The organism is Mangrovitalea sediminis (genome assembly GCF_002514725.1).
Taxonomy (GTDB): domain Bacteria; phylum Pseudomonadota; class Gammaproteobacteria; order Pseudomonadales; family Oleiphilaceae; genus Mangrovitalea; species Mangrovitalea sediminis.
In genome coordinates, this window is record NZ_NTLB01000007.1 from 1 (window position 1) to 21937 (window position 21937).

22 protein-coding genes are annotated in these 21937 nt (G+C 58.6%); 13 read left to right on the plus strand and 9 right to left on the minus strand.

Annotated elements, in window-relative coordinates; genetic code table 11:
• Positions 1-411: 411 nt before the first annotated feature.
• Complete coding sequence (gene tyrS / locus CLR77_RS17135) at positions 412-1611, minus strand: tyrosine--tRNA ligase (RefSeq protein WP_097461936.1); 1200 nt, start codon at positions 1609-1611, stop codon at positions 412-414.
• Between the two features lie 243 nt (positions 1612-1854).
• On the opposite strand from tyrS, the gene CLR77_RS17140 reads away from it, so the two are divergent.
• Complete coding sequence (locus CLR77_RS17140; RefSeq protein ID WP_097461937.1) at positions 1855-3228, plus strand: OapA family protein; 1374 nt, start codon at positions 1855-1857, stop codon at positions 3226-3228.
• Complete coding sequence (locus tag CLR77_RS17145) at positions 3228-4361, plus strand: anhydro-N-acetylmuramic acid kinase (protein WP_097461938.1); 1134 nt, start codon at positions 3228-3230, stop codon at positions 4359-4361. Before CLR77_RS17140 ends, CLR77_RS17145 begins: the two co-directional genes overlap by 1 nt.
• Before the next feature lie 92 nt (positions 4362-4453).
• Here the strand turns inward: CLR77_RS17145 and erpA are convergent, their stop codons facing one another.
• The 5 genes from erpA to CLR77_RS17170 form a co-directional block, all read right to left on the minus strand.
• Positions 4454-4807, minus strand: a complete 354-nt coding sequence (gene erpA, locus CLR77_RS17150; protein WP_097461939.1) for an iron-sulfur cluster insertion protein ErpA — start codon at positions 4805-4807, stop codon at positions 4454-4456.
• Positions 4808-4875: 68 nt separating this feature from the next.
• Positions 4876-5349 (minus strand): bactofilin family protein, encoded by a 474-nt coding sequence (locus tag CLR77_RS17155; RefSeq protein WP_097461940.1) that lies wholly within the window; start codon positions 5347-5349, stop codon positions 4876-4878.
• Positions 5333-6091, minus strand: a complete 759-nt coding sequence (locus CLR77_RS17160) for a DUF6776 family protein (RefSeq protein WP_097461941.1) — start codon at positions 6089-6091, stop codon at positions 5333-5335. The genes CLR77_RS17155 and CLR77_RS17160 overlap by 17 nt, the downstream gene beginning before the upstream one ends.
• 11 nt (positions 6092-6102) lie before the next feature.
• A complete protein-coding gene (gene argC / locus CLR77_RS17165) occupies positions 6103-7164 on the minus strand; it encodes an N-acetyl-gamma-glutamyl-phosphate reductase (protein ID WP_097461942.1) in 1062 nt (353 codons plus the stop codon).
• A 78-nt stretch (positions 7165-7242) separates the two neighbouring features.
• The gene (locus CLR77_RS17170) at positions 7243-8643 is read right to left on the minus strand and encodes a chloride channel protein (RefSeq protein ID WP_143269437.1); all 1401 of its coding nucleotides are present in this window, start codon (positions 8641-8643) and stop codon (positions 7243-7245) included.
• A 164-nt stretch (positions 8644-8807) separates the two neighbouring features.
• Between CLR77_RS17170 and hemJ the strand changes: the two genes are divergently transcribed.
• The 5 genes from hemJ to CLR77_RS17195 all read left to right on the plus strand — a co-directional run bounded on the left by hemJ (position 8808) and on the right by CLR77_RS17195 (position 13229).
• Positions 8808-9230, plus strand: a complete 423-nt coding sequence (gene hemJ / locus CLR77_RS17175) for a protoporphyrinogen oxidase HemJ (RefSeq protein ID WP_097461944.1) — start codon at positions 8808-8810, stop codon at positions 9228-9230.
• Positions 9231-9235: 5 nt separating this feature from the next.
• Complete coding sequence (thiD, locus tag CLR77_RS17180) at positions 9236-10021, plus strand: bifunctional hydroxymethylpyrimidine kinase/phosphomethylpyrimidine kinase (RefSeq protein ID WP_097461945.1); 786 nt, start codon at positions 9236-9238, stop codon at positions 10019-10021.
• Positions 10018-10665, plus strand: a complete 648-nt coding sequence (thiE, locus tag CLR77_RS17185) for a thiamine phosphate synthase (RefSeq protein WP_097461946.1) — start codon at positions 10018-10020, stop codon at positions 10663-10665. Before thiD ends, thiE begins: the two co-directional genes overlap by 4 nt.
• The gene (hemL, locus tag CLR77_RS17190; RefSeq protein ID WP_097461947.1) at positions 10662-11945 is read left to right on the plus strand and encodes a glutamate-1-semialdehyde 2,1-aminomutase; all 1284 of its coding nucleotides are present in this window, start codon (positions 10662-10664) and stop codon (positions 11943-11945) included. The genes thiE and hemL overlap by 4 nt, the downstream gene beginning before the upstream one ends.
• A 366-nt stretch (positions 11946-12311) precedes the next feature.
• Positions 12312-13229, plus strand: a complete 918-nt coding sequence (locus tag CLR77_RS17195; protein WP_097461948.1) for a lipase family alpha/beta hydrolase — start codon at positions 12312-12314, stop codon at positions 13227-13229.
• A 45-nt stretch (positions 13230-13274) separates the two neighbouring features.
• Here CLR77_RS17195 and CLR77_RS17200 read toward each other — a convergent pair whose 3' ends face one another.
• Together CLR77_RS17200 and mrcB are read right to left on the minus strand one after the other, a co-directional pair.
• Positions 13275-13811 carry a tetratricopeptide repeat protein gene (locus CLR77_RS17200; RefSeq protein WP_097461949.1) on the minus strand — a complete coding sequence of 179 codons (537 nt, stop codon included), beginning with the start codon at positions 13809-13811 and terminating at the stop codon, positions 13275-13277.
• The gene (gene mrcB / locus CLR77_RS17205) at positions 13808-16135 is read right to left on the minus strand and encodes a penicillin-binding protein 1B (protein ID WP_097461950.1); all 2328 of its coding nucleotides are present in this window, start codon (positions 16133-16135) and stop codon (positions 13808-13810) included. The genes CLR77_RS17200 and mrcB overlap by 4 nt, the downstream gene beginning before the upstream one ends.
• Positions 16136-16302: 167 nt before the next feature.
• Here mrcB and CLR77_RS17210 point away from each other — a divergent pair, with 167 nt between their 5' ends.
• The 4 genes from CLR77_RS17210 to CLR77_RS17225 all read left to right on the plus strand — a co-directional run bounded on the left by CLR77_RS17210 (position 16303) and on the right by CLR77_RS17225 (position 19536).
• Positions 16303-17868, plus strand: coding sequence for a bifunctional aminoglycoside phosphotransferase/ATP-binding protein (locus CLR77_RS17210; protein WP_227519986.1), 1566 nt, complete (start codon positions 16303-16305; stop codon positions 17866-17868).
• 116 nt (positions 17869-17984) lie between these two features.
• Entirely contained in the window at positions 17985-18335 is a 351-nt protein-coding gene (locus CLR77_RS17215) for a pentapeptide repeat-containing protein (RefSeq protein ID WP_097461952.1), read from the plus strand.
• 11 nt (positions 18336-18346) lie between these two features.
• The gene (locus tag CLR77_RS17220) at positions 18347-19162 is read left to right on the plus strand and encodes a Crp/Fnr family transcriptional regulator (RefSeq protein ID WP_097461953.1); all 816 of its coding nucleotides are present in this window, start codon (positions 18347-18349) and stop codon (positions 19160-19162) included.
• 23 nt (positions 19163-19185) lie between these two features.
• Positions 19186-19536 carry a Rieske (2Fe-2S) protein gene (locus CLR77_RS17225; RefSeq protein ID WP_097461954.1) on the plus strand — a complete coding sequence of 117 codons (351 nt, stop codon included), beginning with the start codon at positions 19186-19188 and terminating at the stop codon, positions 19534-19536.
• Between the two features lie 14 nt (positions 19537-19550).
• On the opposite strand, the gene sfsA is transcribed toward CLR77_RS17225, so the two are convergent.
• Positions 19551-20264 (minus strand): DNA/RNA nuclease SfsA, encoded by a 714-nt coding sequence (gene sfsA / locus CLR77_RS17230; RefSeq protein ID WP_097461955.1) that lies wholly within the window; start codon positions 20262-20264, stop codon positions 19551-19553.
• 268 nt (positions 20265-20532) lie between these two features.
• Here sfsA and dksA point away from each other — a divergent pair, with 268 nt between their 5' ends.
• Both dksA and gluQRS read left to right on the plus strand, forming a co-directional pair.
• Entirely contained in the window at positions 20533-20970 is a 438-nt protein-coding gene (gene dksA / locus CLR77_RS17235) for an RNA polymerase-binding protein DksA (RefSeq protein WP_097461956.1), read from the plus strand.
• A gap of 29 nt (positions 20971-20999) precedes the next feature.
• Positions 21000-21920, plus strand: a complete 921-nt coding sequence (gene gluQRS / locus CLR77_RS17240) for a tRNA glutamyl-Q(34) synthetase GluQRS (protein WP_227519987.1) — start codon at positions 21000-21002, stop codon at positions 21918-21920.
• Positions 21921-21937: the final 17 nt, after the last annotated feature.

Genomic DNA, 21937 nt, shown 5'->3' on the forward strand with positions numbered 1-21937 from the left:
GAGCCATGATCAAACTCTTCAGTTTAAATCATTCGGTCCGAAGACCTATTCTTGCTCAAGGTCAAATCACTCATCGTTGACGAGCTCTGACCTTAATGTTTCTTACCGAAACATCCCAGCCAGCGCCCACACGAATTACTTGGTCAACTTGTTAAAGAGCTGCGAGCTTTCGCTCAATCAAGGCCGCGTATTCTACCGTAACCTTGCTGACTGTCAACTTATTTTTTCAGAAAGTTTTCGGTTTATCTTGAAAACTCAATTAGTTGCAGCCCTCTCTGGCGTTCCGTACTGCTGTGCTCACCTCGAGAGTGGGGCGCATTCTACAGCCTCACAGAAAACTGTCAACAACTTTCCGAAAGGTTTTTTTGAATCACCCAAGCCGCCGAGAAGGAGCCCGCGTACGCCATCCATTCAGACAACCCTGACACGGGCAATTTTCTTTTTCCCAGCCTGAATAACGTGGGCATCCCCCGGCTTCAACATCAAAGAGGCCTCTGCAACGGCGCCATCGATATACACGGCTCCTCGCCCCAGGACATCCTTGGCGGCTGCACTGTTTTTCACGAGACCAGCCAACCGCAACACAGCGACCAGCGGCAACGCTGCCTGCCCTTCTGTATCGACATCGACTTCCGGCACATCCTCAGGAATATCCCCCAGGCCAATCCGGTTACCAGCAGAGCGATGGGCCGACGCTGCCGCTTCCGCCCCATGAAAACGCTCAATAATCTCCTCGGCCAGAATCCGCTTGATATCCTGGGGGTTAGCGCCCGCCTCCATATCCCGACGAAAACCATCCACCTCTTCCATGGGTCGGAAGCTCAGAAGCTCAAAGTACCGCCAGAGCAGTTGATCCGGCATCGAAAGAATTTTTCCGTACATCTCGCCCGGCGCATCGTTCACGCCGATGTAGTTCCCCAAAGACTTGGACATCTTCTGAACACCGTCCAAACCCTCAAGAATCGGCATGGTCAGTATGACCTGCGGTTCCTGACCATAATGGCGCTGCAGAATCCGCCCCATCAGCAGATTGAACTTCTGATCCGTACCACCCAGCTCGACATCCGCCTCCAACGCAACAGAGTCGTAGCCCTGAACGAGCGGGTACAGGAACTCATGGATGGCAATCGGCTGTTCGGAGTGGAAACGCTTACTGAAGTCATCACGCTCCAGCATACGGGCAACCGTATATTGACCAGCCAACCGTATCACGTCCGAGGCGTTCAGCTTATCCATCCAGGATGAATTAAAGGCAACCGTCGTTTTTTCCGGATCCAGGATCTTGAACACCTGTTCTTTGTACGACTTTGCGTTTTCGGCAACCTGCTCACGGGTCAGCGGCGGGCGAGTCACACTTTTCCCCGTCGGGTCGCCGATCATTCCGGTAAAGTCGCCGATCAGAAAGATGACCTCGTGCCCCAGATCCTGAAACTGACGCAGCTTATTGATCAGGACCGTATGCCCAAGATGCAGATCCGGCGCGGTCGGGTCGAAGCCCGCCTTTATCTTGAGCTTGCGACCCGAACGCAGCTTCTCAATCATTTCCTCTTCGGGCAGTAACTCATCCACCCCACGCTTGATCAATGCCAAAGCTTCGTCGATCGCGCTCATTCCCGCTCCATCGCAACAAATATTTACTCGAAGATTCATTACATTACGCAGGATCCGGACCCATATCTCAGTTCCAATCGTCCTGCATGGCTACTCTTTTGTGGGCGGCATTATAGCAGGAAGCCTGTATACACTCAGGCACAGAGACAATTTTGGCGAGCCCATGCTTGTGGCCTATACTGCGATCAAGTTTACGGTGCGCGCCCAACCACTGGGTTTTGCGAGAAAATCAGGTAAAAAGACGTGTTCCACACTCTCCCGAAAAAGCACTTGGTTGCAGCGGCCTTGCTTAGCGCCCTTGTCGGAGTCGGCCTCTTTTTGAGTTCCAGCGAGAACGTCGAAGCACAGCGGATATCTATACCGTTGTCGCTCAAGACCCCACAGACGTCAAACTCACCAGCGGAAGAAGCCATCCGGGTTGCCACACAATCCCTCGCCGGCCCCACTGCCGCAGCGAACATCCCGCCAAGCCAGCAGCCCGCGGAGACAGCCACGCTGCAATGGCACGAATACCAGGTCCGCAGCGGCGACTCCCTCTCCACCCTCTTCCACCGGGCAGGATTCGACGACAGCCTGATGTTCACAGTCCTCAACGGCAAAGGGGACGGCAAGGCGCTGGCCGACCTATACGTTGGCGAAAAGATTGCCTTTGGGATTGACGACCAGCAGCACTTGGCAGGCATCAGGCTTACCAAGAGTCGCCTTTCGCGCATCGAAGTCACCCGGGAAGGCGACCATTATGAAACCCGAAAAATCGTACGCCAACCGGAGGTGCACGTCGCCTTTGCAGACGGCGTCATTCAGGACTCTCTGTTCGTCGCCGGCCAGAAGGCAGGGCTGTCCGACCGGTTAACCATGGAACTGGCGGGCATCTTCGGCTGGGACATCGATTTCGTTAACGACATCCGCCAGGGCGACCGTTTCGACGTCGTTTACGAGCAGCTCTATCTCGACGGCGAAAAAATCGGGAATGGCCGCATCCTGGCCGCCTCATTTACCAACCAGGGCGACGAATATCAAGCCGTTCTCTATACCGATGCCAGTGGTGAAAGCGAATACTACACACCCGACGGCAAGAGCATGCGCAAGGCCTTCCTGCGAACCCCCGTCGCCTTTACCCGCATTTCCTCACCGTTCAACATGCATCGCCTCCATCCCATCCTGCACCACTTGCGCAAGCATGAGGGAACTGATTTCGCCGCACCATCCGGCACACCGATAAAAGCCGCCGGGGACGGGAAGATCATTTACGTCGGACGCAAGGGCGGCTATGGCAACATGGTCATTATCGCGCACGGGCAAGGGATCACCACAAGGTATGGCCATATGCGTAGCTTTGCCCGCAGGACACAGGTCGGCAGTCACGTCACTCAAGGTCAGGTTATCGGGTATGTTGGCCAAACCGGCCTTGCTACCGGACCACACCTGCACTACGAATTCCGCGTTCATGGCGTACCACGCAATCCAGTCACCGTTCATTTGCCGGATGCCAATCCGATCTCGCGCCAAGAGAGAGCGTCATTCGACGCCCAGACGACCAAGTTGCTATCGCAACTCAACACGTTTGAGGCGACCACACGGATCGCCCTGACCCAGCCCGATAAAGAGGCTCTTTGATGACAGAACCCCACGCCCATTATGTGGGGCTGATGTCGGGCACCAGCATGGACGCCGTCGATGGGGTGCTGGTGTCCTTTTTCCCGGACAGAGTTCACCTTACCTGTACACACTCGATGCCCTATCCCGCAGAATTACGGGAAGGTCTCCTCAGACTGGTGAACAATCAGGGAACACCGGAAGACCTCGGCACAGCCGATCAGTGGGTCGGAGAAGTATTCGCGCAATGCACCAACGAACTGATCGCCGCGAGCGGGATCGACCGTAAACACATTGCCGCGATTGGCAGCCACGGTCAGACACTACGACACCATCCTGGCGGCCCCCACCCCTTCTCCCTGCAGATTGGCGACCCCAATGTGATCGCGGAGCGTACCGGCTTGACCACGGTTGCCGACTTCCGCCGCCGGGACATGGCCGCCGGGGGGCAAGGCGCACCCCTGGTTCCGGCATTTCATCAATGGTTGTTTCAAACAACCGCCGAAACCCGGGCTATCGTCAACATTGGCGGAATTGCCAATATCACGGTGCTACCACAAGCCCCCCAGGACACCGTCCTTGGCTTTGACACAGGCCCCGGCAACGGCCTGATGGATGCCTGGTGCCAGCAACACTGGCAACAGCCCTTCGATGAAGACGGCCGTCATGCCCGCGCCGGCACACTGCTACCGCAACTTCTGCATGCGCTACTATCCGACCCATACTTCAATGCACCACCGCCCAAAAGCACGGGGAAAGAGTACTTCAACCTGCAATGGCTGAATCAGCGGGCACCTGGACTGCATCAGGCAAACCCCGAAGACATCCAGCGCACATTGCTTGAACTGACGGTAGCCAGCATCGCAAAGGCGATCACGGACGATGAAAGTATCGGAGGTGTTTATATCTGCGGCGGGGGTGCTCGGAACACCATGCTAATGAAACAATTGACGCATCAACTTGCCAACTACAGGCTCTGCTCGACACAGGACATCGGTCTGGCACCGGAGTGGGTGGAAGCGGCCGCCTTCGCCTGGCTAGCCATGCGCTCGCTACAGCAAGCCGCAGGAAACCTGCCGACGGTTACCGGTGCACGCGGCCCCAGGATTCTCGGCGCCATTTACGCGGGCGCCAGCACGCTCAGCATCCGCTAAAAAGCGCCGCCGAAACAAAAATGCCCGCCAAAACAAGGCGGGCATTTTGCGCGGCCCCCAATCATCCGAGGCCCAATCACTGCAATTCATTATTAAATGGAGAAGGACGACCCACAGCCACAGGTAGTCGTGGCATTGGGATTCCTGATCACAAACTGAGATCCCTGAAGCCCTTCCTGATAATCCACCGTAGAACCCACCAGGTACTGGAAACTCATAGGATCCACGAGCAGTTTTACACCCTCCCGCTCGACCACCGTATCATCCTCCGCCTGCTCTTCGTCGAAGGTGAAGCCGTACTGGAAACCGGAACAGCCACCGCCGGTCACAAAAACCCGCAGTTTCAACTCCAGATTGCCTTCATCTTCGACCAGCTCGCGGACCTTGGCGGTCGCAGAATCCGTGAGAAACAGCGGGGTCGGTACATGTTCCTGGACTGCGCTCATGCTCGACCTCTAGCAACAGATTTCTATTGGACCCAGATTATCGTTTTCCTGACTAAAACAGTCAACTACTAGACCTGATCCCCCAGCAAGCGCTGCTCGGTAGAATCACCCTGCTCCGATACCTCCGCGTCCGGGGCATCGGCCTCCTGCCCATGGCGCAGAAGGCCTACCGGCTCCTTCTGATGCACAAGGTTCCCGTTAACCTCTGCTCCCATAGCCATCTCGATCAGGTTGTAATACACATTCCCCTTAATGGAGGCTTTCGACGCCAACTCAAGATGCTTGGACGCATAGACATCGCCATGAACCGTGCCATTTATGATGACATGGGGTGAAAACACGTCGCCTTCGACCTCACCGACTTCGCTGATGCGAATGACGGCGTCACTGTTTTCCTCCGCACGGACATTACCCTTGATGCGACCATCCAAATGCAGCCCACCGGCGAACGCGATATCCCCCGTCAGGGAGGTCTTGCTTGAAATCAGGGTGTCGAAGTGTCGAACCGGTCTGGATTGCTTCTTCTTACTTTTGCCCAACATTGGCTTGCGTCTCCATCAGTTTCCGCCATGGGAAGGTACGCTCGATGCGAGCAGCATCACGCCCCTGCGCCTGCGCGACCACCTGGATCTCATCGGGAGAGAACCCTGGAGGCAACACCAGCTCACCATCGATATCCTGAAAATAGCGGAAATTGAACGGGATGCCTAATTGCTGAACAGAAGTCGAGACGTCCCTAAGGGGCAAAACATCCTTTTTATCGTCGCGGGTACCGATCAGGTTAACGGCTACCACACCGCGGACGTTCTGCCGATTGTCCCCCACCTGGGCCAGCACCAGCCGGTAGGCAAACTGCGAATCCCCCGACCCGGCATGAAGATCCAGACGCTGAACCTGGAAGCCGGTTTTTCCTGAAGCCGGTGCCATGATATTCCGGTAAAAGGTCACGTCGGACTTGAGGCTATTAACCTGAGATTGCAGCCCCTCGATCATATGCCGAGCCTGCGCCAGCGACTGCTGATCGATGCCGTGCCCGCGTTGCAGATCAACGATGCGCTGCGCCATCTGATCGCCACGGGCTTGCAGCCTGGCCAATTCCGCCTTGAGTGCCACAGATGCCTGCTCGGCATCGCGATAGCCGTGCTGATTCTGCCACGCCCCCATCCAAAAGCCGACAGCAACCGCCAGCACGGAACAGCACAGGAGGATCAGAAAACGGCGGAGGCGGTACCCCGGCTTGAAACGAACGACGATGTATTCCGTGTGTTCCGAGCGCTTAACCATATCCGCCCCCGTCAGGGCAAGAGGGCCGGTTGATCGAGTCCAGCGGTTTCCGGAAGTCCGAACATCACATTCATGTTCTGCACAGCCTGACCTGAAGCCCCCTTGACCAGATTATCGATCACGCCGGAGACAATCAGCGTGCGGCTATTCTCCTGCCGATGCAGGGCAAGACGACAGTGATTGGCCCCACGCACGCTCCTCGTCTCGGGGTGGCTGCCAAACGGCATCACATCCACAAACGGCTCGTTCGCGTACCGCTCCTCATAGAGCGACTGGAGATCCAGATGGTCGGATTTAAGCTCTGCGTAGAGCGTGGCTTCCATTCCGCGAATCATCGGCACCAGATGGGGAACGAACGTCAGACCGATCGGCGCTTTCGCAACATGCTGCAACCACTCGCGGATTTCGGGGCCGTGACGGTGGCCGGAGGCACCATAGGCCTTGAAGCTTTCCCCAACCTCGCCCATCAGAGAGCCCAGCTTAGCCTGACGCCCGGCACCGCTGACGCCGGATTTGGCATCCGCAATCAGCCGCGAAACATCGACCAGCCCCCGCTCCAGCAATGGCAGGAAACCCAGTTGGATAACGGTCGGATAACAGCCCGGATTGGCCACGAGCTGGGCCTTGCGGATCGCATCCCTATGGACTTCCGGGAGACCGTAAGCCGCCCGCTCTGCCCACTCGGGGGAAACGTGGGTTTCGCCGTACCAGTGTTCCCAGACAGGAAGGTTTTTCAGACGGAAGTCGGCCCCCAGATCGACGACCCGGACACCTTTTTCCAGCAGTTCCGGCGCCTGACGCATGGCAACGCCATGCGGTGTAGCGAAAAACACGAGTTCGCAAGCCACCAGGTCGGCGGAGTCCGGCGTCACGAACTCCAGGTCACAGAACCCACGCAGGTTCGGGAAGAAGTCGTCGACACGCTGCCCAGCTTCAGAACGGGAGGTAATCGTCACCACTTCCGCGTAAGGATGGTTGGCAAGGATGCGAAGCAGCTCCACACCCGTATATCCTGTTCCGCCGACGATACCGACCTTGATCTTGTCCTGCGGCACTGAAACCCGGTGACTCATTGCACTGTAACCCTGTTCCGAAGGTAGAGGCCGCTATAATGCCACGAACACCAACGGATTTCCCGTCCGTACCGGCCCTTAGGGCATCGGCGAACGCGTCTGCTGTCCCGACGAGGAATCCTTGCCCGCTTCCGATTCCATGGGGTGCACGCGCCCCTCAGCCAGACCATGAGCCAGCGCATCGTACAACGGATCGGGCTGAACCAGCCGGGAAATACCGTGCGCCAGGAAAGCCCCCACCATCAGCGGCAGCAAAAGCTCGTGATTGTTTCCCGTCAACTCCATAACGATGGCAAATGACGTGATAGGGCGCTGAATAACCGCCGACAGGTAGCTCGCCATGCCCACCACGGTAAGTGCGCCCAACGATATCGCAGGAAACGCCTTCGCGATCAAGGCACCGAGTCCGGCCCCCGTCGCCAGGCTCGGCGAGAACAAACCTCCGGGAATCCCGCTGTAATAGGAAACCAACGTCGCAACCAGCTTGGTAATCGGGAAGGTCCAATCGGCAGCCGTTTGGCCGGACATCAGCGCCGTGGCCTGAGCGTAACCGCTACCAAAGGTTTCCCCATGAGTGAAGAAACCGATAGTTGCGATGGAAATCCCGCAAGCCGCTGCAATCCAGATCGGATGGCGGCGAAGGTAAGGTGCCATGCCACGCGTACCGAGAATCAGCAGGCGCCCGAACAGGCCGCCACCGATGCCGCAAACCGCGCCGATCAGCAACACCGCGGGCCAGGAGCTCGATATCGGCAGAGAGCCTTCGGTATGACCGAAATAACTGTAATGCCCCGACAACATTAAGACGACGACACCGGAGAGGATGATCGCCATGATCAGGGTCCCGCTGGTGCGCTGCTCAAAGGACTGGGCCAACTCTTCGATGGCAAACACGATGCCCGCCATAGGCGCATTGAAGGCTGCCGCCACACCCGCGGCACCCCCCGCGACAATCAGCGAATTGTCCACATAACGCTTGTGCAATCCGCCCTTGAGACCAATGCGATGCATCAGCGCGGCACCGACATGGACGCTCGGCCCCTCCCGACCAATCGAGGCACCGGAAAACAGACCGATACAGGTCAGCAGAATCTTGAAGAATGCCACCTGCAACGAGAGGAAACTCGGTCGTAGCCAGTTGTAGCGCTGTTTGAGCACCAACAACACTTGCGGGATACCGCTACCCTGAGCCGCCGGGCTGAAGCGGTTCATTAACCACGCGATCAGCACAAAGCCCATCGGGGTAATCAGGAAAGGCCAGTAATGGGATTTCCAATACAGGGTATCGAACTGGTCCGTAAACCAGTTGGAAGCCCTTGCAAAAAGCTCCACTACGACGCCAACCAACAGCGCGCCGCACCAGAAGATCAACTGGATCTTCCAGTCCTGTAGAGAACCTATTCGCCGACTGGAAAAACGCCAATAGCGCAGATAAAGGAATTTAGCTGTGCGTAAATTCGAATGTTTTTTGGGTATCATGCGTTCCACTGCAACCGCAGGCGCGGCCACCTAAGAGATACTCTTGCTGTTCAGGCAAGGAAAGAGAGCGTTAAAGTATACGATTCTTGGCGGATTAACTCCAATCACTCCAGCGACAAAATGGACAAGGAATAAACAATCCGTCGCCTCAAACAGGAGGGTACATGCTCTGGGTCAAGGCCTTTCACATCATTGCCGTTATTTGCTGGTTCGCCGGCCTGTTTTACTTACCCAGACTATTCGTCTATCACGCGATGAGCGAGGACGCGGTCTCGCGCGAACGCTTCAAGATCATGGAGCGAAAACTGTACCGCGGCATTATGATGCCCTCGATGATCGCAACCGTGGCACTCGGACTTTGGTTGTTCAGCTATGCACCAGAGGCCTACCTGCAGGCAGGCTGGTTCCACGCCAAGTTGGTGCTGGTGGTGCTGTTGCTGATCTACCATTTCTATTGCGGCCACCTCGTGCGCGTTTTTCGTGATGACGGGAACCAGCGCTCCCACGTGTTCTATCGCTGGTTCAACGAAATGCCCGTCCTTGCCCTGATCTCCATCGTCATCCTTGTCGTCGTCAAACCGTTCTGATGCCCATGATGAAAAAGCCTGCTGTCCTTGTTGTAGCTGGCCTGGACCCTTCCGGCGGTGCCGGCATCCAGGCCGATATACAGGCCATTACGGCACTTGGCGCACACCCCCTGCCAGTGATCAGTTGCCTGACCGTTCAGGACACCCGGGATGTACACGCCAGTGAAGCCGTTGACCCTGAGCTGATAAAGCGCCAGCTAGACTGCCTGAACGACGATATCGAAATTGCCGCCATCAAAACCGGCGCCTTGGGCCAGTCGGCAATCGTCACGGCGCTTGCCGACTTTCTCAGGCGCCGCCCGCCGCTTCCCCTGATCCTTGATCCGGTCATTCGCGCCACAGGAGGCGGACAACTGGCCGATGAGGCGCTCATCGAGACATTGCGCTCCACGCTTTTCCCGTTGGCCGAGCTGTTGACTCCCAACGGCCCCGAGCTCGCCCGTCTGGGCAACGCGGACGATCCCCGGGAGGCAGCCGATCGCCTGTTGCGGCGGGATAAGGTATCAGCGCTGCTGACAACCGGTGGTCACGGCGGTGGCGATCTCCTCACAAACCGTCTCGAATACCGGGACGGGCGCAGCCGCGAATGGCAACTGAGACGACTCCCTGGCGAATACCATGGGACGGGGTGCACCTTTGCGTCTGCGATTGCAGCCCGACGGGCCTGTGGCGACGATCTCGAAACCGCTATCAGTCGCGCCCAACGCTATGTCAGCGAGACGCTGACCTATGCCCTGAGCGTCGGCAAAGGCCATCCCATTCCACACCGAATCGCCTACGACACCTTATGACGAACTTCACCCTCCAGGGCCTTTACGCCATTACCGACCCGGAACTGCTGCCCGGCACCAAACTGATAGAAGGCGTCGAAGCCGCTCTCCGTGGCGGAGCCCGTGTTGTTCAGTACCGGGACAAGGCCGCCTCCGCGGAGAAGAAACATCGCTCGGCTTCCGAGCTACTGGCCTGCTGTCGGGACTATCAGGTGCCGCTACTGATCAATGACGATCTCGCGCTCGCCGAAGCCATCGGTGCCGACGGTGTCCACCTCGGACTGACCGATCATGACCTGGCGGATGCCCGCCGCCGACTCGGCCCCAACGCCATTATCGGCGCCACCTGCCATGCCTCGCTGGACCTGGCCCGGCAGGCACGGGCGGTTCCCGTCGACTATGTTGCATTCGGTCGATTTTTCCCCTCGCAGACGAAATCCAGCGCACCACCGGCGCCACTATCCTTGCTCGAACCGGCCCGCCAACTCGGTATGCCCATAGTTGCGATTGGCGGCATCACGCCGGACAATGCGTCCCAGGTTATTGAAGCAGGCGCCGATATGCTTGCCATTGTCCACGGGCTTTTTGCCGCCGATGACATCGAGGCGCGCGCCCGGATGCTCTCGTCCTTGTTTTTACCGTCTGACAGGAACTCATCACCATGACCCATTCCGACACCCTGTTCGAACAGGCCCAGCAGTTCATTCCCGGCGGCGTGAATTCACCCGTGCGCGCCTTCCGCGGCGTCGGCGGCAACCCCGTCTTTTTCAAGCGCGGCCAGGGAGCCTACCTGTTCGACGAAGACGACCGCCGCTACATCGACTATGTCGGCTCCTGGGGCCCCATGATCCTGGGACATGCCGATCCCCGGGTACTGGACGCGCTGTCCGCACAGATCCAGGAAGGCGTCGGCTTCGGTGCACCGACGGCCATCGAAACGGTAATGGCGCGCAAAGTATGCGAGCTAGTGCCCTCTATCGATATGGTGCGGATGGTGAACTCGGGCACGGAGGCCACCATGAGCGCCATCCGCCTGGCGCGTGGGTATACCGGCCGCGACAAGATCGTCAAGTTCGAAGGCTGCTATCACGGTCATGCGGATTCATTGCTGGTCAAGGCCGGATCCGGTGCGCTGACACTGGGGGTCCCCAATTCACCGGGCGTGCCGGCCAGCGTCGCCGAACATACCCTGACACTACCGTTCAACAGGCTGGACGCCGTTGAAACGCTGTTCGAGGAGATGGGCGAACAAATCGCGGCGATCATTGTCGAGCCCATTGCAGGCAACATGAACTGCATTCCTCCCGTCCCCGGCTTTCTTGAGGGCCTGCGTGCGGTGTGCGACCGCTATGGAACGGTGCTGATCTTCGATGAAGTAATGACCGGTTTCCGCGTTGCCCTGGGCGGAGCGCAGAGTCATTACGGCATCACGCCGGACCTGACCACGCTGGGCAAGGTTATCGGCGGCGGTCTGCCCGTCGGTGCCTTTGGCGGCAAACGCGACATCATGCAGCACATTGCCCCCCTGGGACCGGTCTATCAGGCAGGCACACTCTCCGGTAATCCGTTAGCCATGCGCGCCGGTCTGACGACATTGGAAGCGATTTCCGAGCCCGGCTTCTTCGACCGACTGACGGCCATTGCCGACAAGCTCAAGCAAGGCCTGCACGGCATCGCTCGCGATTGCGGTATTCCCCTGACGGTACAGGGCGTGGGCGGCATGTTCGGTTTCTTCTTCACCGAGCAAGCTCCCGTCACCCTGTACGAAGAGGTAACCCGCTGCGATCTCGACCGTTTCCGACACTTCTATCACGGTATGCTGGATCGGGGCATCTATCTGGCGCCCTCCGCCTATGAGGCCGGCTTCGTCTCCATCGTCCACTCCGACGACGATATCGCTCATACCCTGGATGCCGCCCGCCAGGTGCTCTCTGGCCTAAAATAACAACCCCTTCCTGTGATGCGCCTCCCAATTCCGGGAGGCGCCCACCGCTAGGGCCCGCCTTGCGTTGACGTTTGGTACAACTGTTCGAAAAAATGCAGATGTGCCCGCCAACGGGTACGCGCTGACTGCGGCAACCCACTACAAGAACAACATGGTAAGCAGTGATATGGCTGGCGCTGTGCCAGGAAGCCGCCATGAAGGAGGGGTTGAACAGGTCCGGTGTCACAGGCGTTACCTGACAGGACGTTTGTTCATCTGAGCGGTCTCGCGTCACGCCAGACCAGGATGCGCTATTCAGGGAGTTAAGGACACGGACCTTTCCGTCAGTTCAATAACAACGACAACAAAACTGAAGGGAAGATCGACATGCGACAGCTATTGCGTCTTTTAATGCTCGTCCTCGTTGTAGGGTGGGCCACTCCCAGCGCCGCCTGGTGGTGGAATTCAAAACCGTCTGATTATGCCAAGACCCGTTATCCGATCGTGCTGGTACATGGCATGTTCGGCTTCGACAGTATTGGCGGCATCGACTATTTCTATGGCATTCCCGACGAGTTACGTTCCTATGGTGCGACTGTCTTCGTGGTGCAGGTACCGGCACTCGACAGCACTGTCGCCCGTGGCGAAGCCCTGCTGCCTCAGGTGGAACAGATCGCCGCGATTTACGGCAAGGTCAACCTGATCGGCCATAGTCACGGCGGCCCGACCGCACGCTACGTGGCCCACGTCAGACCAGATCTGGTGGCTTCCGTTACGTCGGTTGGCGGCCCCAATAAGGGATCGCCCGTCGCGGATCTGATCGTGAACTCGCCTGCGGACGGCCTGGCCGTCACTCTGGGGAACGCACTGGGCAGCCTGATAGATCTGCTCTCCAGCGGCGGTTACCCCCAAAACATGCAGGCCAGTCTACAATCGCTGACCACCCAGGGCAGCGCCCAATTCAATGCGCTGGCACCTGAAGGGATTCCGACCACAGCCTGTGGCGAAGGCGCCTACTCAGTGCATGGCGTGCGTTATTACTCCTGGGGCGGCACTGGCGTTCTGACCAATGCACTGGATGCCTCGGATGCATTGCTGGCAGTAACCAGCCTGGCTTTCAGCGGCCAAACGGACGGCCTGGTGGGACGCTGCAGCAATCACCTGGGCCAAGTCCTGCGCGACAACTACTTCATGAATCACCTGGATGAAGTCAACCAGTTGTTCGGTCTGCACAGCCTGTTTGAAACCGACCCGAAAACGGTTTACCTGGAACAGGCCAATCGCCTGAAGAATCTGGGGCTCTGACACCTCAGAGAAGAATGGATGGGAGGCCCTCTCTGGGCCTCCGGTTCAGAAGTTGTTCGCCCGATCCAGCGCCGCCTGGGCGCCCTTACCGTCACCTTGCGCCCGCAGGATATCCGCCATCAAGAGCCAGCCGGAACGCCGCAAGCGGTCACTGGAACCCGCCAGCGACAGTCCTTTACGGGCAAACTGCTCGGCAGTCCCGTAATCGCCCTGTCGCATATAACCTTCCGCCATGGTGTAGTAGACCTCCGGCGCCCTCGGTGAAATACGCTGCGCCCGCTCAAGACGACTGATCCCGCCCAGGATATCGCCACTGGCAATCTGCGCATTGGCCTGACGAATCATATCCGCCGCGACCGGACTCAACGCATCCCCCTGCTGACGATAGCTGGGCGTGACGATTTTGGCCGGCGCCGCCTCATGGGTCGAAGGCGAGGGCATTGAAGAGGCTTGCGACGGCGGGCTGACAGGCACATAGATAGACTCCTGCGGCCCCATCGCCGAACAGCCTGCCAGCAACATCATCACCGACAGTGCACCGGACTTCATCGACACACCCTTGAATCCGGATGGTTTTCTCATCGCATCAAATCCTCGAACCAGGAACGAATCCGGTGACCGATAGCCCCCGCACAGCTGACCGTACGCTTGGGCTCACTGCCATTGATGAAAGGCACATAGCGCGCGCCAGGGCACCCTTCCTCGGTCAGTGCCTGGGCCTTCCCGTCAACCCAATAATAGGTTACGCCGGCAGGCACCACCGGCTCGAGGCTATGCTGAGGCAGGCTCGCCATCAGGTCGCTCCATACCCGCAGAGCGCCAGTGGCGCCAGTGAAACGCGTCGGCGCATTATCGTCCTTGCCGACCCAGGCCACGGCCAGATAGTCACCGGTAAAGCCGGCAAACCAGCTATCGCGGCTGTCGTCGGTCGTCCCCGTTTTGCCCGCCGCAGAAAGATCGCTCGGCAGATAGCGATAAGCCGACTGCCCCGTGCCTTCGCGCATGACTTCCTGCATGGCATATTGCACAAGATGATCCGCTCGCGGGTCGACCACCTGTTTCACCTTAAGGTTATAGCGGGACAGGACCTTCCCATCCGCCGTCATCACATCGCGAATAGAACGCAGCGGCACATCAAAACCGCCAGCGGCAATCGACTGGTACATGGCAGTGACATCAACGGGCGTCAACGTCCCTGCCCCCAGCAGCATCGCCGGATAACTGGGCAACGATTCCTTAACGCCCAGCTTGTGCATAGTGTCGATCACGTTATCCACGCCGACGTCGAGCCCTACGCGAACCGTCGCCAGGTTGTAGGAATGGGCAAGTGCCTCGTGCAACGGCACTTCACCATGCGCCTCGCGATCGTAATTTCGCGGTGCCCAGGACTTGCCGTCATCGAAAACGATGTTGAAGGGTTCATCCTTCAGCGGGGTGATCAGGGTGTAGCGGTCCGGATGCGATAGCGCCGTCAGGTAAAGGGCAGGCTTGACCAGCGAACCGATCTGCCGGCTGGCATCCAGCGCCCGATTGAAACCGGCATAACGCGGATTGCGCCCACCCACCAGCGCCAGCACTTCCCCGCTTTCCTTACCGGTCACGACCAGCGCCCCTTCGAGCGGCGACTTGCCCGGGTGCGGATCCAGGCGAGCCAGCGTCGTCGACTCCGCCTGTTCGGCCGCATGCTGTACCTGGGGATTCAGGGTCGTAAAGATGCGCAGGCCCGCACTACGCAGATCCTGCTCTTTGTAATCCCGGGAAAGGTGGCGCTTCACCAGATCAACGAACGCCGGATACAGGTCTTCACTGTAGGAGGGGCGCTGAATCACCCCCAGAGGCTGCGCCATCGCCTTATGTGCGGTCGCCGCATCGATTTCCCCATGATCCGCCAGCAGTTGCAGGATCATATTGCGGCGCTGCATCGCATGCTCTGGATGACGACGCGGATCATAATAGGTTGGCCCCTTGACCATCCCGACCAGCATGGCGACCTGGGGCAGTGACAAGGTGTGCAGCGGCTGACCGAAATAGAACTGACTCGCCAGTCCGAAACCATGGATCGCCCTTTTGCCATCTTGCCCGAGATAGACCTCGTTGAGGTAGGTCTCGAGGATTTCGTCCTTGCTGTAATGGAAGTCCAGCAGAATCGCCATCATGGCTTCGGTTATCTTGCGGCCGATCGTGCGCTGGCGCGTCAGGAAGAGGTTCTTCGCCAACTGCTGGGTCAGGGTGCTGCCCCCCTGCACCACGTGACCGGCCCGCAGGTCGACAAATAGCGCCCGCAGCATCGACAGGGGTGCAATGCCGAAGTGGTGATAGAAATCGCGGTCCTCGACCAGGATCAGCGTATCGCTCAAATGCGGGGGAAGATCCTTTAACTGGATGAGAATGCGGTCTTCGTTGTCGCTGGGATAGATGCCCCCAATCTGCAACGGCTGCACCCGTACGATATTACTGGGAGCGCCCTTAAGAACCTGCATTCCCGCAACGCGATCCCCCTGAATGGCCAGGGACACCTCGCGGGAAGGTTCCATCCCATCGGGGAACCGGAAAGCGTGGGTATAGATGACGAAGCGATCGCCTGACCGCTCGAATTGACCGGCTTGGGAGGGATCAGAGCTGACCGGCGTAAAGCCGACCTGCTTCAACTCCCAGGCCAGCCCGTCGCTGGTGAGACTGGCCCCGTTATAGAGCTCGAGCGGCCGCGCATAGACCCGGGACGGAACCTGCCACCGCCGCCCCTCGAACCGGGATGTCACCACCGCATCGAGATAGGCCACCCAACCCGCGAACAGGACCAGGAGAACAAGCGCAGCCTTCCAGTAAAACGAGCGGCGTGAGGATTTCGCAGCCGAGCCGCGAGAGCCTGACGACGAGGGTTTTCTCGAGGATTTACGTTTAGTCATGGCGCGGCATTATAAAGACAGCCATCGAGGGTCGCGAGTGACATTACTGTTAGTTCACCCCAGCCAAGGCAATAGGATTTGCCGGCAGGCACCGCTATCATAGCCCTCCAAGCAAGGAGCCGTGGCAACGTCAGCCACACATGCCGATAACAAGAGAGGAGAACCCTGTGTCCAGCACCCTGATCAACGCACTGCAGGATGCCCAACTTTACGATCATCCGGTGGACAAGTTCGAGACACGGGAAACCCACATTTCTCACGTTCTGCTCACAGGCTCCTTTGCCTACAAGATCAAGAAGCCCCTGAACTTCGGCTTTCTCGACTTTTCCGAGCTGTCCAGCCGCCGCTTCTACTGCGAAGAGGAAGTGAGACTGAACCGTCGTCTGGCGCCAGACCTTTACCTCGGCGTGGTTCCCATCACCGGCAGCCCTGAGCGTCCCATACTGGGTGGCGACGGAGAACCCTTCGAATATGCCGTAAAAATGCGACAGTTCGATAGCGACCAGATGCTGGACAACCTGAACAGCGAAGGTTTACTCACCCCCCAACATATCGACGAACTGGCTGAGCTGCTGGCCCGATTTCATGCAGGCATTCCCCTGGTCGACCAGGACAGCGACCTTGGCACGCCTGAAGCCGTGCTGGCCCCCATGGCACAGAACTTCGCGCAAAGCGCGCCCTTACTCAGCGATCCGGACCTTGTCGAGCAACTGGAAGCACTCGAAGCCTGGACCCAGAGCACCTACGAACGCCTGGAGCCGGTCCTGGAGAAGCGCCGCGCCTCCGGCGCCATCCGCGAATGTCACGGCGATCTGCATCTCGGCAACATCACCCTCTACAAGGGGCATGTGACGGTCTTCGACTGTATCGAGTTCAACCCCGGCTTTCGCTGGATCGACACCATCAACGACCTCGCCTTCCTGTTGATGGATCTGGAAGACCGCAAACTGCCGCACTTCGCCAGCCGGTTGCTGAACCGCTACCTGGAACTGACAGGCGATTTCCAGGGCGTCACCCTGCTGCCCTTCTACAAAGCTTACCGCGCCATGGTCCGCGCCAAGATTGCACTCCTCACCATGGGCAATGACAGCCTGGATGACACCCAAAGGGCCGCCCTGCTCGATCGCTACCGCGGCTATGCCAATCTTGCCGAGAGCTACACGGGGATTCCAGACCGCTTTCTGCTCGCCATGCATGGCTTTTCCGGTTCCGGAAAATCGGTGATCAGCTTAGGCTTGAGCGAAGAACTCGGTCTGGTACGCCTGCGCTCCGATGTCGAGCGGAAGCGGTTGTATGGATTAAGTCCGGAAGCCAGCAGCCGTTCGAAGGCAAAGGAAGGCATCTACAGCGCGGAGGCAACCCAGCGCACTTACGATCGACTGGCCGCCCTGGCAGACCAATTGTTGTCTGCCGGCTGTGCAGTGGTTGTCGATGCCGCCTGCCTGCGCAACGCGGAACGCGCCTGTTTCGAAGAGATCGCCGAAAATCAGGGTGTTCCTTTCCTGCTGATTGCATGCGAAACCAATATGGCGGTTCTAAAGGAACGGGTTTCCGCCCGCGCCGCAGCAGGTAAGGATGCCTCCGAGGCGAACCTGGATATCCTGCAGCGCCAGCAGGACTGGCTGGAACCGCTGACAGACATAGAGCGGCGCCATTTGCTGCATGTGGACACCTCCGTGCCTCAAATTGCCACTGAGCTGGCCCGCCGCATCCGCGCAAGACTGGGGGCTTGATCCCACAGTGCCTCGCGGTAACACCCTATCCATAGATTGTCTATACTCAAGAAACGTTGAGCAGTCGGCCGCCGGAAACGGCGGCCGTTAACGACTATCCGGGGTGGAGACGCACAATGACAGAAGAGATGGTCCACGGTATCGACGATCCGCTGTATCAACTCCTTCGCAACGAAAACGTGGAAGCGTTCAATCAGGCCAGGGCCAAGCGGGACAACTTACCCAGCTTTGCCTTTGGTGATTTCCGCGGGCTGGATCTACGCGGCCTCGAATGTGAAGGGATGGACTTTAGCAACGCCTATTTCCGCGGCGCCGACCTGCGGGGTATCGATTTCAGGAAAACCAATCTGGAAGGCGCGAGCATCGCTGGCGCAAAGATTTCCGGATGCTACTTCCCCGTTGAAATCTCAGCGGACGAACTGGTGATGTCCCTCAACCATGGAACGCGCATGCGCTACATGCCTTAAAGGATTTACGCATGTTCCTACCTGGCCTACAACCCGACCAGATCGATACGCTTCTGGAAGAATACGCTGCGCTCAGCGGAACCCTGGCACTGGAAAGCGAGACCCCCGACATCCCCGTCCTGCCTGGCAGTGACTGCACATCGCTATTGCCACCCGGTGAACTGGTCAGGCTGACGCAGGGCACCGTGGAAATACGGCATGGCGACCGCGTCGCCATGATTCTGCAGGCCGGCGATTATTTCCTGATACCGGCGACCAGCGACCAATGGCCCTTGCGCTACCACTGCGAGGAACCCGGAACGCTAAGCCTGATCGGCAAGACCGTGCTCGAAAATGCGCTGGAGAATGCCGTCTTCGCCCAGCGCTTCACCCGGCTGCTAATGACACAGTCACTGGTACTGACCCTGGCTTACGCCGTCGCCAACCGCTACGGCCTGCGCCCCAAAGCCGGTTTTCAGCGCCAACCCGCCGGCAGCCGCCTGATAGCGCAGGGCACCGAAGCCCATGAAGTCTACACGCTGATGCGGGGGCGCTGTCGCGTCGAAGTGGCGGGTATTCAGGTCGGAAGCATTGAGGAAGGGGATATTTTCGGTGTCCTTGCGGCACTGACTGGCAGCCCGCGGACGGCGGATGTTATCGCCGAAACCGACGTGACGCTCATGGCCGTGCCGCGCGATCAATTCATTCGCCTGATCCAGGCGCAACCGGAAACGTTCCTGCGACTGCTGCGCACCCTGTCACGCCATATCGACGACCTCAACCAGCGACTGGTGGACAGCCTGCGTAATCAGCGCCCCCGTCCGGTGTCGACCAACGTCAAATCCTGACTTCAATCCCGAAGCCCCACGCCATGTCCTCAGGAACGTCACAGAAGAGCAGCTTCCTCTGCGGGTTCGACAGTCTGCGGGACGGCCAGGCCAGGGCCTTCGAGGTCAACGGTGAAAGCCTGTTCCTGGTGCGCTCTGCAGGAACCGTCTTCGCCTACGAAAACCGCTGTCCTCACCGCTTCCTGGAACTGAACTGGCTGCCCGACACTTTCCTGGACCACAGCAAATCCTTTATTCAGTGCGCTGTGCATGGCGCACTTTTTCAGATCGAGGACGGCCGCTGCATTGTGGGGCCCTGCATAGGCGACAGTCTTAGCCCTCGCCCCATCACCATCGTCGACGGTCAGATTTTCCTGCAACAGGACGACACCTGACCTCACAAAGCACCTCAGACAATCGAGAACGGGATGGCCCGCTCGAGCGTAATCGACTCTGGAGAAATCGCTGCACGCCAAGCCAGGAATTCCACACCGACATCCACCGCTTCCCGAACCCAGCGCGCATAGACAGGATCGATAGCCACCGCGGGTTCGACCCGCTCTATGCCGGTATGGCTCACACAAAAGAACAGCACGGCCCTTTTCCCCGCCGCTGCCATGGCCATCAATTCCCTGATGTGCTTCTGCCCGCGGGTGGTCACCGCATCCGGGAACAAGCCGAGTTCTGCTTCGGCCAGCGTGACATTCTTGACCTCGACATAGGCATCGGGCAGGCCGGCGGCATGTTCGGAAAGCAGCCAGTCGATTCGGCTGCGCTCCTCGCCGTAACGCACCTCACTCTGCAACTTCCCATACCCGGACAGCTCCGGAATACGACCGGCGGCAATCGCCTCCCCTACGATGCGATTGGGCAGGGCCGTATTGATGCAGGCAAGCGCGCCATGTTCAACTTCCACCAACTGCCAGGTAAAGCGCAGCTTTCGGCGAGGGTCATCATGGGCACTGACCCAGACGCGGCTCCCCGGGAGATTGCAGCCGAGCATGGAACCCGTGTTCGGGCAATGTGCCGTCACCACCTCGCCGTCAGGCAACTCTATATCGGCAAAGAAGCGTTTATAACGCCTTAGAAATGTGCCTTCGATCAAAGTTTGCCCAAACTGCACAAGACACCTCCCAAAATCAGGTTATTATTCGCGACCGCAGACCAGGGTCGAGTTCGCCGGACGCTCCGCTGACGCGGTCTTATGAGGCTGGCGCACCCGGTTCAGATCTGCTATTTTTCGCAGGCTCGCCGGTCGGGGTTGCGCGCCGACCTTCGACACGGTTATATAACGCGCTGCGCTCAAGGAATGCGGGCAATCGGGCAGAAGGGCGTATCGCCGGTAATTCCTAGTGGTCGCTCTGTCGGAGTAGATGAAAGGGGCAGGTCTTATGCCGAGCACTGAAAAGGTTCGTGAACGCTTTACCAACTTCACCCCCTACGACATCCAGTCGGGTGAAGAATACATGAATGATGCTCAGTTGGAGCACTTTCGTGCCATCCTGCTTTCCTGGAAACAGGAGCTGATGGAAGAAGTCGACCGCACCATGCATCACATGCAGGAAGACGCCGCCAACTACGCCGATCCAAGTGATCGTGCTACGCAGGAAGAAGAGTTCAGCCTCGAACTGCGAACCCGGGATCGCGAACGTAAACTGATCAAGAAGATCGATCAGACGCTCGATCGTATCGACAAGGGTGATTACGGCTTCTGCGATCAGTGCGGTGTCGAGATCGGCATCCGTCGACTGGAAGCTCGCCCAACGGCAACGCTCTGTATCGACTGCAAGACGTTGGCCGAGATCCGCGAAAAGCAGACCGGCATTTGATTGTAGTATCCCGGTGAGCCAGGCCCGTCATGGGCCCGGCTCTTCGCACCCGCATGTCACACAGCTACCGTGGTCGCTTCGCCCCATCGCCAACCGGGCCATTGCATTTTGGCTCTCTGGTTGCTGCACTGGCGAGCTATCTTGAAGCCCGCTCCCATAACGGCCACTGGCTCGTCCGCATTGAAGACCTCGACCCACTCAGAGAACCGCCTGACGCCGCGGATCGCATTCTGCGAACGCTGGAAGCACACGGCCTGACCTGGGACGAAAGTGTCGCCTACCAATCTCAGCGCAGCGATCTTTATCGCGGCCAGCTAGCAGCACTCCGTTCAAAGGGCTATGCCTATCGCTGCCCTTGCAGCCGCCGCGACCTTGCCGAAAACCAGGGCAAGCACCCTAATGCGTGCCGGCATCATCCCGATCGTCACTATGACGAGCCGACAGCCTGGCGCTTTGCCGTACAAAGCGGCCTTTACGCGTGGCAGGACCAGTTGCAGGGATACCAGCAATACCAGCTTGAAGCGGAGCGGGATGACTTTGTCGTCCAGCGCAAAGAAGGCTTTTACGCCTACCAACTGGCCGTTGTCTGCGATGATGCCGAACAGGATATCCGGCATATTGTCCGCGGTAGCGACCTTCTCGACTCAACACCATTGCAACTGGCCCTGCTTGCCGCACTGGAACTCCCCATTCCAAGCTACCTGCACGTCCCGGTCATCGTCGACAATCACGGGCAGAAGCTAAGCAAGCAGAACCATGCCACCGCCATCGACGACAGGATACCTGGCCACAACCTGTGGCTCGCGCTGGTCGCACTGCACCAGTCGCCACCCGCAGACCTGAAACTGGCTCCGCCGGAAACGGTGTTGGCATGGGCTGGCGAGAATTGGTCACTCACCCACCTGCCCGCACAAAAAACGCTCCCCATGCCTGCCGCCGAGGAAGCCTGAACCATGGCTTTGTTCGT

Coding starts and splice junctions, on each gene's coding strand:
- hemL (WP_097461947.1), top strand. CDS start 10,662: ATGACCCATTCCGACACCCTGTTCGAACAGGCCCAGCAGTTCATTCCC.
- CLR77_RS17200 (WP_097461949.1), bottom strand. CDS start 13,811: ATGAGAAAACCATCCGGATTCAAGGGTGTGTCGATGAAGTCCGGTGCA.
- thiE (WP_097461946.1), top strand. CDS start 10,018: ATGACGAACTTCACCCTCCAGGGCCTTTACGCCATTACCGACCCGGAA.
- erpA (WP_097461939.1), bottom strand. CDS start 4,807: ATGAGCGCAGTCCAGGAACATGTACCGACCCCGCTGTTTCTCACGGAT.
- CLR77_RS17215 (WP_097461952.1), top strand. CDS start 17,985: ATGACAGAAGAGATGGTCCACGGTATCGACGATCCGCTGTATCAACTC.
- gluQRS (WP_227519987.1), top strand. CDS start 21,000: ATGGGCCCGGCTCTTCGCACCCGCATGTCACACAGCTACCGTGGTCGC.
- CLR77_RS17155 (WP_097461940.1), bottom strand. CDS start 5,349: ATGTTGGGCAAAAGTAAGAAGAAGCAATCCAGACCGGTTCGACACTTC.
- thiD (WP_097461945.1), top strand. CDS start 9,236: ATGATGAAAAAGCCTGCTGTCCTTGTTGTAGCTGGCCTGGACCCTTCC.
- CLR77_RS17220 (WP_097461953.1), top strand. CDS start 18,347: ATGTTCCTACCTGGCCTACAACCCGACCAGATCGATACGCTTCTGGAA.
- argC (WP_097461942.1), bottom strand. CDS start 7,164: ATGAGTCACCGGGTTTCAGTGCCGCAGGACAAGATCAAGGTCGGTATC.
- CLR77_RS17145 (WP_097461938.1), top strand. CDS start 3,228: ATGACAGAACCCCACGCCCATTATGTGGGGCTGATGTCGGGCACCAGC.
- hemJ (WP_097461944.1), top strand. CDS start 8,808: ATGCTCTGGGTCAAGGCCTTTCACATCATTGCCGTTATTTGCTGGTTC.
- CLR77_RS17195 (WP_097461948.1), top strand. CDS start 12,312: ATGCGACAGCTATTGCGTCTTTTAATGCTCGTCCTCGTTGTAGGGTGG.
- dksA (WP_097461956.1), top strand. CDS start 20,533: ATGCCGAGCACTGAAAAGGTTCGTGAACGCTTTACCAACTTCACCCCC.
- CLR77_RS17225 (WP_097461954.1), top strand. CDS start 19,186: ATGTCCTCAGGAACGTCACAGAAGAGCAGCTTCCTCTGCGGGTTCGAC.
- mrcB (WP_097461950.1), bottom strand. CDS start 16,135: ATGACTAAACGTAAATCCTCGAGAAAACCCTCGTCGTCAGGCTCTCGC.
- CLR77_RS17160 (WP_097461941.1), bottom strand. CDS start 6,091: ATGGTTAAGCGCTCGGAACACACGGAATACATCGTCGTTCGTTTCAAG.
- tyrS (WP_097461936.1), bottom strand. CDS start 1,611: ATGAGCGCGATCGACGAAGCTTTGGCATTGATCAAGCGTGGGGTGGAT.
- CLR77_RS17170 (WP_143269437.1), bottom strand. CDS start 8,643: ATGATACCCAAAAAACATTCGAATTTACGCACAGCTAAATTCCTTTAT.